Raw genomic sequence first — 17,124 nt, 5'->3', positions numbered from 1 at the left:
TTGCGTATTCTCTTCATCGGCGACGTGGTCGGCAAAACCGGCCGCGTGGTGATCCTCGAAAAACTGCCGGGCCTGATCCGCGACTGGAAGCTCGATCTTGTCATCATCAATGGCGAGAACGCCGCCGGCGGCTTCGGTATCACCGAGACGATTTATAACGATCTTGTCGACGCCGGCGCCGATGCGGTGACGCTCGGCAATCACGCCTGGAATCAGAAAGAGGCGCTGGTGTTCATCGAACGCGCGCCGCGTCTGATCCGTCCGTTGAACTTCCCGCGCCACACCCCCGGCCGCGGTTCTGCGCTGATTGACGCCAAGAACGGTGCGCGTGCGCTGGTGATCAACGCCATGGGCCGCGTCTTCATGGAGCCGCTCAACGATCCGTTCAGCGCTGTCGGCAAGGAAATCGATGCCTGTCCGCTGGTGGAAGCCGCGGACGCCATCGTGGTGGATTTCCATGGCGAAGCCTCGAGCGAAAAGCAGGGCATGGGTTACTTCTGCGATGGCCGCGTGAGCCTCGTCGTCGGCACGCATACGCATGTGCCGACCGCCGATCATCAAATCCTCGCAGGCGGCACCGCCTACATGACCGATGCCGGCATGACCGGCGACTATGATTCCGTGATTGGCATGCAGAAGGAAGAGCCTGTCAGGCGCTTCACGACCGGCATTCCCTCCGGCCGTTTCGAGCCCGCCTTCGGCCCGGCGACTTTGTCGGGCGTTGCGGTCGAGACCGATGACAAGACCGGCCTCGCATCACGCATCGCGCCGGTGCGACTCGGTGGCCGCTTGTCGCAGGCCGTGCCCGAGTTCTGGCTGAACTAGTTCGGCCTACTGCTCCGTCTGTTTGCGCAGATCCGCGACATCGCTTGCCGTGATCTGCGATCCCTTGCTGCCGAAGCGCGCGGTCACGTAATTCGCGACAGCCGCGATCTCCGTATCTGAATGGCTCTTGCCGAAAGCTGGCATCGAGAGTGCGCCTTGCGGCGTATGCCGCTTGGTGCCGGAGATCACGATCTGCGCCACGTTCGTCGCGCCGGGATCGTTAACGGCCCACGCGCCAGTTAGCGTAGCCATGGGCGAGAGTGCGCTCTCGCCTGTCCAGCCATGGCAGCTCACGCAGGCGCCCTGGAAGACCGTCTTGCCAAGCGCGTTCGCTGTCATGCCGTCCCTGTGCGAGGGCGGTGCGGGTGGCGCGAGTTTCGCGGGCAGATCAGGCGAGGGCATCGCCGGCACTGTGCGCAGGAATGCGACCATCGCCTTGATATCCGTCGGCGCCATCTTGCTGAAACTGTGATCCACGGCTTCGCCCATCGGCCCCGAAGCGGTGCCGTGACCTTTGGCATGTCCGATCGACAGATAGGAAACGACATCGTCGTCGCTCCAGCTGCCAAGGCCTGTCGTCTTGTCCGAGGTGATATTGAAGGCCCGCCATCCGGCGGTCAGGGCGCCAGCGAATTTCTTGCGGTTGTCGAGTGCGAAGCCGAGATTGCGCGGGGTATGGCATTCGCCGCAATGTGCCAGCGCTTCGACGAGATAGGCGCCCCTGTTCCATTCCGGGCTTTGCGACGTATCGGGTTCGAAGCGCGTATTGGGATTGAACAATGCCGACCAGAACGTCATTGCCCAACGCTGATTGAACGGAAAGGCAAGCGTATTCTCTGGCGGCGCTGCGCGCACCGGTGCGAGGCTGAACAGATAGGCCTTGACCGCGAGCGTGTCCGCATCGGTCATGTAAGTGTAGGACGTATAGGGCATCGCCGGATAGAGCCGGGCGCCGTCGTGGCGCTTGCCGCTTCGAACGGCGTCGAGAAACTGCTGATCGGTGTAGTTGCCGATGCCTGTCTCTTTGTCCGGTGTGATGTTGGTCGAGTAAAGCGTGCCGAACGGCAGCTTGAATGCGAAGCCGCCGGCATATTCCTTGCCACCGGGCGCAGTGTGGCAGACCATGCAATCCGCCGCACGCGCAAGATATTCGCCGCGCTCGATCGGGCTGGCGTTGGCCATGTTGGCGGGAACGCCCGTGGGATTGGGACCCTTGTAATCGGCCAGCGCCACCTTCGGGCCGCCCGAGAAGGCCATCGGTCCGGGACCGCGAACATAGAGCGCGGCGCCGGCTGCAGCCACGACACCGATCACAATGACGCTGCCGAGAATGCGACGTGCGGCGGGCGTCATGACTTCTTCCTTTCGGCGATCGCATCGCGGTCGATCGGCATCCTCCGCAGCGCAACGCCAGTCGCAGCATAAATTGCATTGCGCAGTGCCGGCGGTCCGCCGATCACGCCGCACTCGCCTATGCCGCCGGGCGCTTCGCCGCTCTTGATGAGGTGGACATTGATTTTCGGCATCTGGTCGATCCGAAGCATGCGGTAGTCATGGAAATTGGACTGCTGCACGCGCCCCTTCTCGATGGTGATGTCGCCATAGAGCGCGGCGGTGAGGCCGAACACGATGCCGCCTTCGATCTGCGCCACGATGGTGTCGGGATTGACAGCGATGCCGGTGTCGACCGCCACGTTGACCTGACGCAGACGGATCTCGCCCTGAGAATCCACCTCCGCTTCGACCACAGTCGCGATCGAAGTATCGAAGGTGGGCTGGATGCTCACGCCGCGTCCGACGCGCGCTGGCAGCGGCTGACCCCAGTTGGCCTTCTCCGCCGCGAGATTGAGGGCCGCCAGCATCCGTGGTGCCTTGCCGAGCAATTCACGCCGGAACACGACGGGATCCTTGCCGGCCTTGCGAGCGAGCTCATCCATGAAGCTCTCGATCGCGAACACGTTATTGTTCGGGCCGACGCCGCGCCAGAAGCCGGTCGGCACCGCCGGTGGTTCGACACGGACATATTCACACTGGAAATGCGGGAAGTCGTAGGGCTGGTCCGCGGCACTATCGATGGCGTCGATGTCAATGCCCTTCTGGAACGCAGGCGGCAGCCAACGCGCGATCACGGCCGAGCCTGCGATCTTGTACTTGAAGCCGACCACTTTGCCGTTGGACAGTGTCGCCGAAATGTTGTCGCGATAGACGGGGCGATAAATGTCGTGCTGGATGTCCTCTTCGCGGGTCCACACCACCTTGACCGGTCCATTGACCTGTTTGGCGATGCGCACCGCCGCCACGACCATGTCGGGCTCAAGCCTGCGGCCGAAGCCGCCGCCAATCATGTGCTGATTTACTGTGACCTTGTCGATCGGCAGGCCCGCGGCCTTGGCGGCTTCGGATTGCACCCGCGACATGATCTGCGTGCCCGTCCAGACCTCGCAGGAATCACCCTTGAAGTGCACCGTGCAATTCAAGGGCTCCATGGTCGCGTGCGCAAGGAACGGCATCTCGTAGGACGCGTCGATCCGTTCGCCGGTCGCGAGACCCTTGGCGATGTCGCCGACGGATTTGGCGATTACGCCGTCCGTCTCGCTGGCCGTGCGCAAATGCGCCCAGATGTCCTTCGAACTGATCTTCGCGTTGGGCCCTTCGTCCCAGGTGATGTCGAGTGCTTCGAGCCCAGACTTGGCGGCCCACATGTGGTCGCCGACCACGGCCACGAGGTCGTCGAGCACCACGATCTGCCGCACGCCCGGAATCTTCTTCGCCGCGCGGTCATCGACCTTGGCGAGTTTGCCGCCGAACACCGGGCATTGTGCCAGCGTCGCGAATGTCATGCCCGGTATCATTGCGTCGATACCGTAGATCGTTTTGCCGTTGACCTTGTCCGGTGTATCGAAGCGCTTCAGCGGCTTGCCGATCACCGAGAAGTCTTTCGGGTCCTTGAGCGCGACGTCCTTCGGCGGCGTGAGTTTGCCGGCGGCGTCGCACAACTCGCCATAAGACAGTTTGCGCCCGCTGGCCGTATGCATCACTTGCCCGTTCGACGCCGTGCAGCTCGCAGGTTCGACCTGCCACTGTTCGGCTGCGGCTTGCACCAGCATCGCACGCGCGGTTGCACCGGCATTGCGCAGCGGTTTCCAGAATGCGCGCACCGAAGTCGATCCGCCGGTCGCCTGGATGATGAAAATTGGATTGCCGTAGAGCTTGTCGCTGGGCGGCGCATGTTCCAGCGTGATCTGCGCATAGTCGGCGTCGAGCTCTTCGGCGAGGATCATGGCGATGGCGGTATAGATGCCTTGCCCCATCTCGACTTGCGGCATCACCAGTGTCGTCTTGCCGGTGGTGTCGATGCGGATGAAGGCGTTGGGGGCGAATTTGCCCTCCGTCGTATCGGGAGGTTGCGTCGGCTCATTGGCCGCGCGTACCGGAAGCTGGAAGGCGAACATAAAGCCGCCGGCAAAGGCGCCAGCGAGCAGATTGCGCCGTGACAGGCCAGAAGGCTTGTTTGCAGGACTGGTCGCAACAAGCATGTTGTCTGCAAGTTTCATGACCGACTCCTAGGTTTGCCGTTCGGAGGCAGCATGCTTGATGGCTTCACGAACCCGGACATAGGTGCCGCAGCGACATATATTTCCGGCCATGGCGGCGTCGATGTCAGAATCGTCGGGGGTCGGCGTAGAAGCGAGGAGCGCGGCCGCCGACATGATCTGCCCGGACTGGCAGTAACCGCATTGAATGACTTCGAGATCGAGCCAGGCCTTCTGCACCTTGGCGCCGACCGGTGTGGTGCCGACGCCTTCGATTGTGGTGATGGCGCGTCCGCTCACCGCACTGACCGGCAGCAGACAGGAGCGCACGGCCTTGCCGTCGACATGCACGGTGCATGCCCCGCATAGCGCAACGCCGCAGCCGAATTTTGTGCCGGTCATGCCGAGAATATCGCGCAGCACCCAGAGCAGGGGCATGTCGTCTGGTGCGTCGAAGGACTTCTGCTCGCCGTTGATATTGAGATTTGCCACAGTGAGACCCCCGTTTGCTCGACTCGATGATGCAATGGCGAATGGTTCGTCATCGACCAACGACGGTACTATAGGCGTACGGTCATCATTTCAAAAGCAGCAATAAGATGCAGCAGGACTATACATTGGTTTGTATGTCGCGCGAGCGTGTCTGTCGGATAAATCGCGGTAAAATCTGCGCGACGTCATCCGACGCCCTCTTCGTGGGCGTCGGATGACTTTTATTCAAAAGAATATTGCGGTTGCGTTAGGCTCGGCCTGCCCGAAAAACGTTACGCGATCTGCCGACTGTGGGGCTAGTACCGCTCCGGCACATACATTTCGGCTGGCACCGGCGTGCGGTGATAGTCGGGATTGCGTACGCGCGCAGGCAGGACCACAGGCGGATGCTCGATCTCCTGATAGGGAAGCTGTTCGAGCAGATGCGCGATACAGTTCAGGCGGGCCTTCTTCTTGTCGACGGCCTGCACCACATGCCACGGGGCTTCCGGAATATGCGTATGCTCGAGCATCGCTTCCTTGGCCTTGGTGTATTGCTCCCAGCGGGTGCGCGCCTCGACATCCATCGGGCTGAGCTTCCACTGTTTGAGCGGGTCGGCGATACGCATCGAGAAGCGCAGGTGCTGCGCTTCGTCGGTGATCGAGAACCAGTATTTGACCAGGATGATGCCCGAGCGCACCAGCATGCGTTCGAATTCCGGCACCGAGCGGAAGAATTCCTCCACGTCATCCTCGGTGCAGAAACCCATCACGCGCTCGACGCCGGCGCGGTTGTACCAGCTACGATCGAACAGCACGATCTCGCCGCCGGCGGGGAGGTGCGAGACGTAACGCTGGAAGTACCATTGGGTGCGTTCGCGCTCATTCGGCGCGGGGAGTGCGGCAACGCGGCAGACGCGTGGATTGAGCCGCTGGGTGATCCGCTTGATGACGCCACCCTTGCCAGCGGAATCGCGACCCTCGAAGATCACCACGACCTTGAGCTTGTTCTGCTGCACCCAGCTCTGCAACTTCACCAATTCGCCCTGCAGGCGGAACAGTTCCTTGAAATAGAGGCGTCGCTCGATGGTCTCCGCCGGGCTGTGGTCGGACATTTCGTTGGTCAGGGCGTCGAGACGATCGTCATCGATCTCGAGCTCGAGTTCTTCGTCGAAGCCGTCCAGCATCTCTGCACGAATGCGGTCGTGGATTGCTTGCGCGTCGTCGAGGGAATGTTCGGTCATGGCAGCTCCGCTTGTATCGAATGGGTTCACGGTTATGGACCGATGCAAATGTCAGCGGTGTGACACTGCCCCCCAGGCCCGGGGCGAATGGGCAAACGGCCCCAATGGGTCTCGCCGCTGCTGTCCATGCAGGACGGGGTACCGCAAGCCGAAATTCAACTACGCGTGATTGGCGCTACCTTGAGAGCCAAGCGTGCGCATCTGAGGTCGCGGGGCTCGTTGACCAAGGAAAAATGTGATGAATAAATTCATTCTGTTGGGCGCCGCTTTACTGATCGCTGGCACTGCGAGCTGGACCGCGCAGGCCAAAGACGGGCATAGCGCTGCCAGCAAGCATCGACGGATCATGTCCTCTCACGCGCGGTATGAGGGAAGCGCCCCCGTAACGGTCTATCGCGGATTTGGTGCCGGCCCCGGTTCATATGGATACAGCGCGCCATATGGATATGGCGGCGGTTCATACGGCGGAGATGACAATGCGGAAGGCCGAACGAGCGGCGGCTAGGACGCCTTGGCAGTTTCGGCTGCTAGCCCACTCGCAGACGGAATAGGCGGCGCTGCGCCAGGTTTCAGGTGGCAGCGCAGCGCCGTGTGCAAACCCAAATCATAATTTGTACGCCGTGCGGAAGCCGCCCCAATGGCGTCCCTGTATGCGCACAGGCACGTCGATCTCGCGCATCATCACGGTCTGGCCGTTGCCCATGTCGCGGGCATAACTCTGGATCAGGTAGGAACGTGTATTGCGACCGGCGGCCAATCCAGCCGGATCGTTGAAGATGCGGCGATTGCGGCAGTTGGCCGTGTTCCAGGCGACATCACCCGGGCGCTGCGGCTTGGAATAGATGCTGTTATGTACCGGTAGATAGCCGTTGCGGTCGATCATGGCGCAGAACGCCATGCGGCTGTCCTTGGCGAGAAATGCATCCTGGAATTCGGGGAGTGCGCGGTCGGCCCAGCCGAGAACCTTTGTCCGGTACTGCACCGGACTGGAGCCAGGGATTTCGACGTAGTTGTCGTCGAACATGTCGTCGATGCTGATAGCGCCGGATGCAATACCGTCGGCAAAGATCTTGTTGAGCACGGCGCCGGCGTCGATGGCGCGGGTGACGAATTCGGTGTTCTCGTCATGGATCGCCCATAGTCGGTCTTCGATCCGGCTGATGAGAGCCCCGTCGGGCGCGACGAACAGTGCCTGTGCGCCGGCGGGGGAATGTTCGGCAATGCGCAGGCGGCAGGGGCCGACCTCGCTGAGTTCAGCAGCAACGATGTCGTGCAACGGAAGCCGGTTCGCGTCCGGTCCGCCGATGAGAATGCCGTCCATCGAGATTTCATAGACCGGCGCGCTGATCTGGCCGGCGCGCGCCTGAAGATCGACGTTGAGGTGACATGGCAGCTTTTCGCGTCGTCGCTCGTCTTCCCGCTCGCTTTGTTTGAGCAGCACCGCGCAACGCGACTTCAGCCGCGAGGCAAACATCGTCACAGCCTGGCCGGCCTGCGCGACATGCTCGCCGTGCGCAGCCGCTTCCTTTGCAGCGCTATCGATTTCTGCGGCGCTGTCGCCGACCGAGACGATGAATTGCGAGGCAGTGGCAGCGTTATGCGACATCTCGCTGGTCGTCGCGTTCTGTTCGGCGACCGCGCCGTTGACATTGGCAAAGACCGGGCGGATCGCGTCGATGGCGGTGGAGATGCGATGCACGGCGTCGACCGAACTCGCAGCGTCGCGCTGCAGGGTATCGATCTTCTTCCTGATCTCTTCGGTGGCGTTCTGAGTCTGCACTGCCAGCGCCTTGACCTCGGTGGCGACGACCGAGAAGCCGCGGCCTGCAGCGCCGGCGCGTGCCGCCTCGATGGTCGCGTTCAGCGCCAGCATTGTTGTCTGCCGGGCAATCTGCGCGATCAACTCCAACACATTGCTGATGGCAGCGGAGGAGTCGCGCAGGCGATCCACATTGGCGCTGGCTTCATGGGCGGCGGCGCCGGCCTCGTCCGCGAGCCGGCTGGCATCGCGCACCTGGGTGCCGATGCCCTCGGCCGAATGGGTGAATTTGTCGGCGGCCTGCGCAAAGGTGATGGCGGTGGATTGCGCGGCGCTGCTGCGGTCGGCCAGCACGTCGGTGCGGGCGCGGATGGCGGAGAGGGTGGTGGCGGTCGATTCGGCGCCGCCGGCGACGGATGTCGCGGCACGCTCGAGCTGGCGGATAAGCGCGCCCAGCTCGAGTTCCAGCAACTCAAGGATGTCCCGAGCGGTATCTGGTTCAGGATGCTGCGGTGCCACAGAAGGTGCTGTGTTTTCAGCAATCATCACCACTTCAGCCGCTTCCGGCTGCCGCTTGCGGAACAGTCCAAACGCCATCGGTGACCCCAATGAATACAATCTATGCGGGTAACCTTGCACCTCGGCGTGAAGTGATGGTTAAGGTCGGTCGCGGTATTGCGAAGATCTGCCGGATTCGGCTGCAAATTTTTGATTTTGCCGATTTCGCGGCCTATAACCCCGCGCCGCAGCCCTAACTACCCTGACGCTTCAAGAGAGACCGCATGGCCGGACATTCCCAATTCAAGAACATCATGCACCGCAAGGGCCGGCAGGATGCCCAGAAGTCCAAGCTGTTCAGCAAGCTGGCGCGCGAAATCACCGTCGCTGCCAAGATGGGGACGCCCGACCCGTCGATGAATGCCCGTCTGCGCTCCGCCGTGATCGCCGCCCGGCAGGAGAACATGCCGCGCGACAACATCGAGCGTGCCATCAAGAAGGCGATCGGCAGCGATGGCGAGAACTACGATGAAATCCGCTACGAGGGCTACGGCCCCGGCGGCGTCGCCGTCATCGTCGAGGCGCTGACCGACAACCGCAATCGCGCCGCCTCCGACATCCGTTCTTACTTCACCAAATCTGGCGGCAATTTGGGCGAAACCGGCTCAGTTTCCTTCATGTTCGACCATGTCGGCGTGATCGAATATGACGCCGACAAGGCCTCTGCCGACGACATGCTCGAAGCTGCCATCGACGCCGGCGCGGATGACGTGGTGTCGGGCGAGGGCGGCCATGAGGTCTATGCCTCGCAGGAGACGTTCCGCGAGGTTGCCAAGGGACTGGAAGCCAAGTTCGGCGAAGCCCGCAAGGCGGCGGTGATCTGGAAGCCGCAGAATACGCTCTCGGTCGATGACGAGACCGGCGAAAAGCTGATCAAGCTGATGGACCTGTTGAACGAGCATGACGACGTGCAGAACGTCTATGCCAACTTTGAGGTGTCCGACGCACTGATGGCCAAGATGGGCGGCTGAGCAGGGGCTCAGCTTCCCTCTCTTTCCTTTGGGACGGCTTCGCGTTTCTATTTCGTTCCCTGCCCTCCGGCGTTATCCCTGTGGGATGACAAACCCTGCGATTCGCCCTCCTGTCCGTATCATCGGCATCGATCCGGGCCTGCGCCGCACCGGCTGGGGCGTGATCGAGATCGACGGCAACCGGCTGACCTATATCGGCTGCGGTTCGGTGGAACCGCCGGACAATCTGCCGTTGGCAAGCCGGCTGCTCGGCATTCATGAAGGTCTCGCCAAGATCCTCGGCGACTTCCAGCCGGCCGAAGCTGCGGTGGAGCAGACCTTCGTCAACAAGGACGGCGTCGCGACGCTGAAGCTCGGCCAGGCGCGCGGCATCGCCATGATGACGCCGGCGATGTTCGGCATTGCCGTCGCCGAATACGCGCCCAATCAGGTGAAGAAGACCGTGGTCGGCGCGGGCCACGCCGACAAGAACCAGATCCAGGTGATGCTGAAGATCCTGCTGCCGAAGGCTGAGCCGAAATCCGCCGATGCGGCCGACGCGCTGGCCATCGCCATCACCCATGCGCATCACCGTCAGAGCACGGCACTGCGCCTCAAGGTCGTCGGCGCGTGATCGGCAAGCTCAAAGGCCTGATCGACAGCTATGGCGAGGACTATGTGATCCTCGACGTACAGGGCGTCGGTTATCAGGTGCATTGTTCCGCTCGCACGCTGCAGGCACTGCCGCAGGCGGGCGAAGCTGCGGTGCTCGCCATCGAAACCTATGTCCGCGAAGACCAGATCAAGCTGTTCGGATTCCGCAGCGATATGGAGCGCGAATGGTTTCGCCTGCTGCAGACCGTGCAGGGCGTTGGTGCCAAGGTCGCGCTCGCCGTGCTCAGCACGCTGCCGCCGGCCGACCTCGCCAACGCTATCGCGCTGCGCGACAAGACGGCCGTGGCGCGCACGCCGGGCGTCGGTCCTAAAGTGGCCGAGCGCATCGTCAGCGAATTGAAGGACAAGGCGCCGGCCTTTGCGTCCGTCGATCCGGTGGTCGCGCAACTCGCCGGTGCGATGGACGACAACCGCGCACCAGGCGCCGTCAGGGATGCGATCTCCGCGCTGGTCAATCTCGGCTATGGCCAGCCACAGGCGGCGGCCGCCGTCGCAGCCGCGTCGCGCAGCGCAGGCGAGGGTGCGGAAACGGCGCAACTCATCAAGCTCGGGCTGAAGGAATTGGCGAAGTGAGCCTGGCCAGAATCGCCCGTGTGATCGGCATTGTCGCGATCTTCGGTATTGTCGGTTCGCTATCCGTGGCTGCGCTCGTATCGTTGCTCGTCGTCGGTCTGGGTGCGTCGATCCTGCAATTGATCTTCTCTGTCGCCGATCTCGATGGTTTCAGATCGCTTGTCTCGATTGCACTGTGGCTGCTGGCATTCGTTGCTGCATTGGCGGCGCTGCTGCCGTCGCTCGGTGCCGGCGTCGTCTTCGCGCTGTCGGCCGTCTATGCCGGACAAAACGCGATCTGGATGGCGTGGCTTGCTGCGGCCGTCGGCATTGCCGGCTTCATCGGGTTTGGAATGTTCGTTCAGCCCTCGGAATCGTCGGCGGTGATTTTGCCCGGCGTTCGATCACTCACGCAGGCGCTGTCACTGTCCGCATTGCTCGCGGGCATTGCCGTGATTCCAGCCAGCCTGTGCTGGTGGTTCGCGCGGCCGTTGCACCGTGGTAACGTCGCATCATGAATACGCCACCCGATCGCATCATCACGCCCGAGCGCCGTTCCGACGATGTCGGCGACACCACGCTGCGCCCGCAGTCGCTGTCCGATTTCGTCGGCCAGGCACAGGCGCGCGCCAATCTGCAAATCTTTATCGATGCCGCCCGCAAGCGCGGCGAGGCGCTGGATCACACATTGTTTGTGGGCCCGCCCGGTCTCGGCAAGACCACGCTGGCGCAGATCGTGGCGCGCGAACTCGGTGTCGGATTTCGCGCGACATCCGGTCCCGTCATCGCCAAGGCCGGCGATCTCGCCGCATTGCTGACCAATCTCGAAGAGCGCGATGTCCTCTTCATCGACGAGATCCACCGTCTCAGCCCCGCAGTGGAAGAAGTGCTCTATCCGGCGATGGAGGATTTTCAGCTCGACCTCATCATCGGCGAAGGTCCTGCCGCACGCTCGGTGAAAATCGAACTGTCGAAATTCACGCTGGTCGGCGCGACCACCCGTGCGGGTCTGCTGACCAATCCGCTGCGTGATCGTTTCGGCATTCCGCTGCGGCTGAATTTCTACACGATCGACGAGCTCGAAAAGATCGTCACGCGCGGTGCTCGCGTGCTGGACATCGGCATGACCCCTGAAGGCTCTAACGAGATTGCGCGCCGTGCCCGCGGCACGCCGCGCATCGCCGGGCGTCTGTTGCGCCGTGTGCGTGACTTTGCCTCCGCTGCGGATGCGTCAGCGATCGATCGCAAAATCGCCGACCACGCGCTGTCCGCATTGGAAGTTGACAGTGCGGGTCTCGATGCCATGGATCGCCGCTATCTCACCACCATCGCCATGAACTATGCCGGTGGTCCCGTTGGCGTCGAGACCATGGCGGCCGCGCTGTCCGAGCCGCGTGATGCCATCGAGGACATTATCGAGCCCTATCTGATCCAGTGCGGCTATCTGCAGCGCACCCCGCGCGGCCGGCTGCTCACCTCGCATGCGTTCAAGCATCTCGGACTGAGTGAGCCGAAACGGGATGAGAGCCAGATCGGCTTGTTCGGATCGAGCGAAGAAGAGTAGCACACAATGACCGACAAGATGATCGGCGTGGTCGCCGCGCTAATCCGTGACGATAGAGGGCGCATGCTGGTGGTGCGCAAGCGCGGCACCGTGGCCTTCATGCAGCCGGGCGGCAAGCGTGATGCTGGCGAGGACGATCTGGCCGCGCTGGGGCGCGAGATCAGCGAGGAGCTCGGCTGCCGGATGGTGCCGGGCTCCGCGCAAGCACTCGGACAATTCACCAGCGTCGCCGCGAATGAGCCGGGATGGCGGGTGCAGGCCAGTGTTTATGCGGTGAAGGTGGATGGAGCGATCGCGCCCCAGGCCGAGATCGCCGAAGCGATTTGGATCAATCCAACTGCGCCTGAGGCTATCGTCTTGGCGCCATTGACGCGTGATTATGTGCTGCCACTCGCAGCTCACGGCTTTTCGTTATGACAGGTTCTACGACCTTCCATCTCGACGGCCTGCATCGCATACAGGTGGGGGTTTATTACGAGGGCGCCGATTTGGCGGGAAGCTTGTAATTGTCTTTCGGGGAAGAGACTTTAACGCGCCCAATTCTAAAGACCGGACTATTGCAAATCTTTCGCTTGGCTTCGGTAATTCTCAGATAGCAGGCTTGCCCAATATTGGCGGCCGCTAGGCCTGAACCGTCGATGCGGCGATCTCGTCCAGTACTTCGGTCAATCGGTCTACGGCCCAATCCACTTGTGACTCGTCGATAATCAAGGGCGGCGCAAAGCGTATCGTGTTCCGGTGAGTATCTTTGGTCAGCACTCCCGCCTGAAGCAAGCGGCTGATCACCGTACCGGCACTAGCCATGTTGCGGTGTAACTCGACCCCCGCAAACAAACCGCGACCGCGCACCTCGCGAATGATCGGATTTTTGATCGCGGAGAGCCGATCGAGGAGATGCGCGCCGACAGTCGCGGCGCGTTCAATCAATCGCTCGTCGATCAGTGTGTCGAGGGCGGCTAATCCAACCGCTGATGCAATCGGGTTGCCTCCGAACGTGCTGCCGTGGTCACCGGGAGTGAAAACCTGCATGACCTCGCGACGGGCGAGGAAAAGCGAAACCGGCAACATCCCGCCGCCGAGCGCCTTGCCGAGCATCAGACCGTCGGGTGTTACTCCTTCATGCTGACACGCGAGCAGACGTCCGGTGCGTCCCAGACCGCTCTGGATCTCGTCGCACAGCAGCAGCACGTTGTTCGCCTTGCAAATGCGCGCGACCTCAGCGAGATATCCAGGGGGCGGCACATTGATCCCGCCTTCGCCTTGAATTGGTTCGACCAAAAAGGCCGCGGTGTCAGGGGTAATGGCCGCGGCGAGCGCCGACGCATCGCCGAACGGCACGCGCGTGAAGCCGGGCGGGAACGGCCCGAAGCCGTCGCGATATTGGGCTTGCGAAGAAAAGCCGACGATCGAGATGGTGCGGCCGTGGAAATTTCCTTCCGCGACGATGATTTCGGCCCGGTCAGTCGGCACTCCCTTGACCCTGTAGGCCCATTTACGTGCCGCCTTGAGCGCCGTCTCGACGGCTTCCGCGCCGCTGTTCATCGGCAACGCGGCGTCCATACCGGTAAGTGCACAAGCCTTCGCGAGGAAAGGCCCCAGCCGATCGCTGAAATAAGCGCGCGAAATCGTATCCAGGCGTCGTGCCTGTTCTGTCAGCGCCTTGACGAGGCGCGGATGGCAATGGCCGAAGCTCGCCGCCGAATATGCGCCCATCATGTCGATGTAGCGTCTGCCAGCCTCGTCCCACACGTAGACACCAGCCCCGCGGACGATCGTGACCGGCAACGGTGCATAGTTTCCTGCGCCAAAACGGGCTTCGAGACCGGCGAAATCAGTCATGACAAGCGCTCCTGCCGCGTTCCTCCCCGCACCGGTTCGGCATGCCATCCCGACCGTTGGTGAGGGCGCACAAGCACAACTACATCGTGAGATCACCGCTCATGGCGCGCTCTCCCGATTGGGCGCGCGTAAGGCGATGCGCACCTTAGTTCTGATGTAGGAAGGCCGACGCAGAAAAAACAGGTGTGAGGGCTCAAGACAGGCACCGCCACCTCTCCCGTTCTGCTATAATCCGTTCATGACGATCGGGATTACCGGGCCCGAACGGAAGACGCCAGGGCGAAACGCCGTGGTCGGGGTGATTGTGACTGCCATCTTCTCCGGAATTTGCCTGATCCTTCTCGCGATTGTCGGCGACTTCCTGGTCGACTGGATGTGGTTCTCCGCGGTCGGCTATTCGCAGGTTTTCTGGACATCGATCGGCGCGAAAGCCGCCGTCTTTTCCGTCGTCTTCGCGGCAACTGCCGTCATTGCGTGGGCGAACGCCCGGCTGGCACTTTTTCTTGTCCGACGGCGGCGAGGCGGGCTTCCCGTCGGCTTCGACTGGAAGCTCGCGGCCACTGCGGTGCCGCCCGATCCGTTCGAATTCATGCGCGATCGGTTGCCATGGCGCCTTGCCATCGCTGGCGGCGCCGGATTCCTCGCTCTGCTTGTTGCATGGGAGGAGGTCGGCAACTGGAGCATCATTCTGCAGTTCCTCTATCAGGTGCCATATGGCGCGAATGATCCGCTGTATGACAAAGATATTGGATTCTATCTGTTCTCTCTGCCCGCCTATATCGCCATCAAGAATTGGGCATTGCTAACGCTGTTCATGAGCGCACTTCTCGCCGCAGTGATCTATTGGCTGCATGGTCAGATCGAATACCAGGTCCAGCGGTGGTCGATATCACCGACAGCGGTTGCTCACGGCTCGGCGCTGCTCGGCTTGCTCTTTGCGGTGAAGGCATGGTCCTACGGACTCGACCGTTATTTGCTGCTCTACGGAGACAATGGCGTAGTGGTTGGCGCGAGCTACACCGATGTCCACGTTCAGCTACCCGTTCTCTGGTTGCTGATCGGGCTTTCGATCGTCGCGGCATGCGCCGCGTGGGCGAACCTGTGGGCGCGTACCTACTGGCTCCCCACTGCCGCGATGTTGCTCGTCTTCGGGGGCGCCTTCCTGCTGTCCGGCGTGATCCCGACGCTGTTTCAGCGGTTCTACGTGAAACCGAACGAACTGGAACTGGAGCGGCCCTACATCGAGCGCAGCATCCGTCTGACCAGGGAAGCCTATAATCTCGACAAGATCGCCGCCAAGCCCTTTCCTGCCGAACAGGACCTTACCTTCGCGACACTCGAAGCCAACAAGGCGACCATCGAGAACATCAGATTGTGGGACGGGCAGCCGCTAGCCGATACCTACGCCCAGCTGCAGGAGATACGCACTTACTACAAATTAAGTGACCTGGATGTCGACCGCTACTGGCTTCGCGGCACCTACCAGAGCGTGATGCTGTCGGCACGCGAGCTCAGATCCTCACTGCTACCGCCGAACGCCCAGACGTGGGTCAACCTCCACCTGCTGTTCACCCACGGCAATGGAGCGGTGATGAGCCCGGTAATGCACAAGAGCGCTGAAGGGCTTCCGCTGCTTTACCTGCGGGATATTCCTCCCGTTGCGGACGGAGGCCCCGAAATCCGCGAACCGCGCATTTATTATGGACAAGAGGAGAGCCACTACGTTGTCGTCAGGACGACCACGCCGGAATTCGACTATCCGAAGGGGAGTGAAAACGCATACACGGTCTACGACGGTGCCGGTGGCGTACCGCTGACGGGTATGGTGCGAAAAATCATCTTCGCTCACCACTTCAACGACATGAACCTGCTGCTCTCCAGCTACATCACCGACGACAGCCGGATCATGATCCGGCGCAATATCGGGGAACGGCTACGCACGATCGCCCCGTTCCTCAGCCTCGACCACGATCCCTATCTGGTCATCAGCGAGGGGCGGATGTTCTGGATCCAGGATGCCTATACAACGAGTAACTATTTTCCCTCTGCGCAGCCCGCGCCCGGCCGCAATCTGAACTACATCCGCAATTCCGTGAAGGCCGTCATCGACGCCTATAACGGCAGTGTCGACTTTTATCTGATGGACCAGGCGGACCCGATCGTAGCCACCTACCAGCGAATCTTTCCGGGGCTATTCAAGCCGTTTGCGGCAATGCCGTCCGATCTGCAAAAGCACATTCGCTATCCCGAGGACCTCTTCCTGATTCAGGCGCAGCTTTACCAGACCTATCACATGGCATCTGCCGACGTTTTCTATAACCGGGAGGATCTTTGGCAGTTTCCGCGCCAGCCGGCCGGCGACGGCGTCGCGCCGATGGTCCCTTACTACATTGTGATGCGGCTGCCCGGAGAAACCCAGGCCGAGTTCTTTATCATGATCCCCATGGTGCCAAGCCAACGCGACAACATGATCGCATGGCTGGCAGCGCGCTGCGACGCTCCAGACTATGGAAAATTGATCGTCTACGAATTTCCCAAGGAGAAGCTCGTCTACGGACCGTTCCAGATCGAGGCGCGCATTCATCAGAACACGGAGATCTCCCAGCAAATATCGTTGTGGAACCAGATGGGTTCACGGGTGATCCGCGGAAACCTGCTGGTGATCCCGATCGAGAATTCGATCCTGTACGTATCGCCGCTGTACCTGCGCGCGGTCCACGGACACTTGCCGGAGCTCAAGCGCGTGATCGCCGCCTACGGCGAGCATGTCGTCATGAAAGAGACGCTTGCCGAGGCCTTGTCCGCGCTTTTCATCGAAACTAACGCGTCGCCGACATCGCTGAGTGCTGCGACGGAAATGCCACGTGCGAGCCCTGCGGAAAACAGGGCGCAGGAGGCGCTTGATCGCTATAACGAGGCAATGAAGCTGTTGAGGTCTGGGGATTGGGCAGGCTTCGGCACGCAGATTGACGCGATGCGCGGTCTTTTGGAGAAAATGAGCCGGGAATCAGCCGGACACTGACCAACGCCGGCTGATTGTCATTCGACAAAGAGATGCGCGTTCCCGCGACCAAGATTCCAGGTGCATCCCGAGCAAGGTTCAAGCCCAAAGCGATTGGCACTTGCTGGGGAAGGTGCCTCTGTGCAAGACGGT

General features: G+C 61.6%; 15 protein-coding genes. 9 read left to right on the top strand and 6 right to left on the bottom strand.

The genetic code is table 11. The annotated features are described in order from the left end of the window. Positions 1–825: a TIGR00282 family metallophosphoesterase gene (locus tag AB7813_RS12300; protein WP_439062835.1), complete on the top strand. Its 825-nt coding sequence runs from the start codon at positions 1–3 to the stop codon at positions 823–825. Positions 826–831: 6 nt separating this feature from the next. Here the strand turns inward: AB7813_RS12300 and AB7813_RS12295 are convergent, their stop codons facing one another. The 5 genes from AB7813_RS12295 to AB7813_RS12275 all read right to left on the bottom strand — a co-directional run bounded on the left by AB7813_RS12295 (position 832) and on the right by AB7813_RS12275 (position 8,378). After that, positions 832–2,178 (bottom strand): c-type cytochrome, encoded by a 1,347-nt coding sequence (locus tag AB7813_RS12295; protein ID WP_439082985.1) that lies wholly within the window; start codon positions 2,176–2,178, stop codon positions 832–834. Next, a complete protein-coding gene (locus AB7813_RS12290; RefSeq protein WP_439082986.1) occupies positions 2,175–4,379 on the bottom strand; it encodes a molybdopterin cofactor-binding domain-containing protein in 2,205 nt (734 codons plus the stop codon). Before AB7813_RS12290 ends, AB7813_RS12295 begins: the two co-directional genes overlap by 4 nt. A 9-nt stretch (positions 4,380–4,388) precedes the next feature. Further along, positions 4,389–4,850 carry a (2Fe-2S)-binding protein gene (locus AB7813_RS12285; RefSeq protein ID WP_199712107.1) on the bottom strand — a complete coding sequence of 154 codons (462 nt, stop codon included), beginning with the start codon at positions 4,848–4,850 and terminating at the stop codon, positions 4,389–4,391. Between the two features lie 296 nt (positions 4,851–5,146). Beyond that, complete coding sequence (gene ppk2, locus AB7813_RS12280; RefSeq protein ID WP_439082987.1) at positions 5,147–6,073, bottom strand: polyphosphate kinase 2; 927 nt, start codon at positions 6,071–6,073, stop codon at positions 5,147–5,149. A gap of 604 nt (positions 6,074–6,677) precedes the next feature. Continuing rightward, positions 6,678–8,378: a methyl-accepting chemotaxis protein gene (locus AB7813_RS12275; protein WP_439084206.1), complete on the bottom strand. Its 1,701-nt coding sequence runs from the start codon at positions 8,376–8,378 to the stop codon at positions 6,678–6,680. A gap of 62 nt (positions 8,379–8,440) precedes the next feature. Here AB7813_RS12275 and AB7813_RS12270 point away from each other — a divergent pair, with 62 nt between their 5' ends. From AB7813_RS12270 to AB7813_RS12240, 7 genes are all read left to right on the top strand, one after another. Next, the gene (locus AB7813_RS12270; RefSeq protein ID WP_158596842.1) at positions 8,441–8,587 is read left to right on the top strand and encodes a hypothetical protein; all 147 of its coding nucleotides are present in this window, start codon (positions 8,441–8,443) and stop codon (positions 8,585–8,587) included. A gap of 27 nt (positions 8,588–8,614) precedes the next feature. Then, positions 8,615–9,361 (top strand): YebC/PmpR family DNA-binding transcriptional regulator, encoded by a 747-nt coding sequence (locus tag AB7813_RS12265; protein WP_439062831.1) that lies wholly within the window; start codon positions 8,615–8,617, stop codon positions 9,359–9,361. Between the two features lie 85 nt (positions 9,362–9,446). After that, entirely contained in the window at positions 9,447–9,974 is a 528-nt protein-coding gene (ruvC, locus tag AB7813_RS12260; protein WP_184519190.1) for a crossover junction endodeoxyribonuclease RuvC, read from the top strand. After that, positions 9,971–10,588 carry a Holliday junction branch migration protein RuvA gene (ruvA, locus tag AB7813_RS12255; protein ID WP_089265378.1) on the top strand — a complete coding sequence of 206 codons (618 nt, stop codon included), beginning with the start codon at positions 9,971–9,973 and terminating at the stop codon, positions 10,586–10,588. The genes ruvC and ruvA overlap by 4 nt, the downstream gene beginning before the upstream one ends. Further along, complete coding sequence (locus AB7813_RS12250) at positions 10,585–11,085, top strand: hypothetical protein (protein WP_068735190.1); 501 nt, start codon at positions 10,585–10,587, stop codon at positions 11,083–11,085. The genes ruvA and AB7813_RS12250 overlap by 4 nt, the downstream gene beginning before the upstream one ends. Further along, positions 11,082–12,131: a Holliday junction branch migration DNA helicase RuvB gene (ruvB, locus tag AB7813_RS12245; RefSeq protein ID WP_439062830.1), complete on the top strand. Its 1,050-nt coding sequence runs from the start codon at positions 11,082–11,084 to the stop codon at positions 12,129–12,131. Before AB7813_RS12250 ends, ruvB begins: the two co-directional genes overlap by 4 nt. Positions 12,132–12,137: 6 nt before the next feature. Next, positions 12,138–12,548 carry an NUDIX hydrolase gene (locus AB7813_RS12240; RefSeq protein WP_439062829.1) on the top strand — a complete coding sequence of 137 codons (411 nt, stop codon included), beginning with the start codon at positions 12,138–12,140 and terminating at the stop codon, positions 12,546–12,548. A 204-nt stretch (positions 12,549–12,752) separates the two neighbouring features. On the opposite strand, the gene rocD is transcribed toward AB7813_RS12240, so the two are convergent. Next, complete coding sequence (rocD, locus tag AB7813_RS12235; RefSeq protein WP_439062828.1) at positions 12,753–13,970, bottom strand: ornithine--oxo-acid transaminase; 1,218 nt, start codon at positions 13,968–13,970, stop codon at positions 12,753–12,755. A 238-nt stretch (positions 13,971–14,208) separates the two neighbouring features. Here rocD and AB7813_RS12230 point away from each other — a divergent pair, with 238 nt between their 5' ends. Continuing rightward, positions 14,209–16,992, top strand: a complete 2,784-nt coding sequence (locus AB7813_RS12230) for a UPF0182 family membrane protein (RefSeq protein WP_439082989.1) — start codon at positions 14,209–14,211, stop codon at positions 16,990–16,992. Positions 16,993–17,124: the final 132 nt, after the last annotated feature.

Source organism: Tardiphaga sp. 20_F10_N6_6 (genome assembly GCF_052076045.1).
Taxonomy (GTDB): domain Bacteria; phylum Pseudomonadota; class Alphaproteobacteria; order Rhizobiales; family Xanthobacteraceae; genus Tardiphaga; species Tardiphaga robiniae.
The sequence above is the reverse complement of the archived record's forward strand: the minus strand, read 5'-3'. Positions and strand labels throughout refer to the sequence as shown.

Coding starts and splice junctions, on each gene's coding strand:
- AB7813_RS12265 (WP_439062831.1), top strand. CDS start 8,615: ATGGCCGGACATTCCCAATTCAAGAACATCATGCACCGCAAGGGCCGG.
- rocD (WP_439062828.1), bottom strand. CDS start 13,970: ATGACTGATTTCGCCGGTCTCGAAGCCCGTTTTGGCGCAGGAAACTAT.
- AB7813_RS12275 (WP_439084206.1), bottom strand. CDS start 8,378: ATGATTGCTGAAAACACAGCACCTTCTGTGGCACCGCAGCATCCTGAA.
- AB7813_RS12290 (WP_439082986.1), bottom strand. CDS start 4,379: ATGAAACTTGCAGACAACATGCTTGTTGCGACCAGTCCTGCAAACAAG.
- ruvC (WP_184519190.1), top strand. CDS start 9,447: ATGACAAACCCTGCGATTCGCCCTCCTGTCCGTATCATCGGCATCGAT.
- AB7813_RS12295 (WP_439082985.1), bottom strand. CDS start 2,178: ATGACGCCCGCCGCACGTCGCATTCTCGGCAGCGTCATTGTGATCGGT.
- AB7813_RS12230 (WP_439082989.1), top strand. CDS start 14,209: ATGACGATCGGGATTACCGGGCCCGAACGGAAGACGCCAGGGCGAAAC.
- AB7813_RS12270 (WP_158596842.1), top strand. CDS start 8,441: ATGAATACAATCTATGCGGGTAACCTTGCACCTCGGCGTGAAGTGATG.
- ppk2 (WP_439082987.1), bottom strand. CDS start 6,073: ATGACCGAACATTCCCTCGACGACGCGCAAGCAATCCACGACCGCATT.
- ruvB (WP_439062830.1), top strand. CDS start 11,082: ATGAATACGCCACCCGATCGCATCATCACGCCCGAGCGCCGTTCCGAC.
- AB7813_RS12240 (WP_439062829.1), top strand. CDS start 12,138: ATGACCGACAAGATGATCGGCGTGGTCGCCGCGCTAATCCGTGACGAT.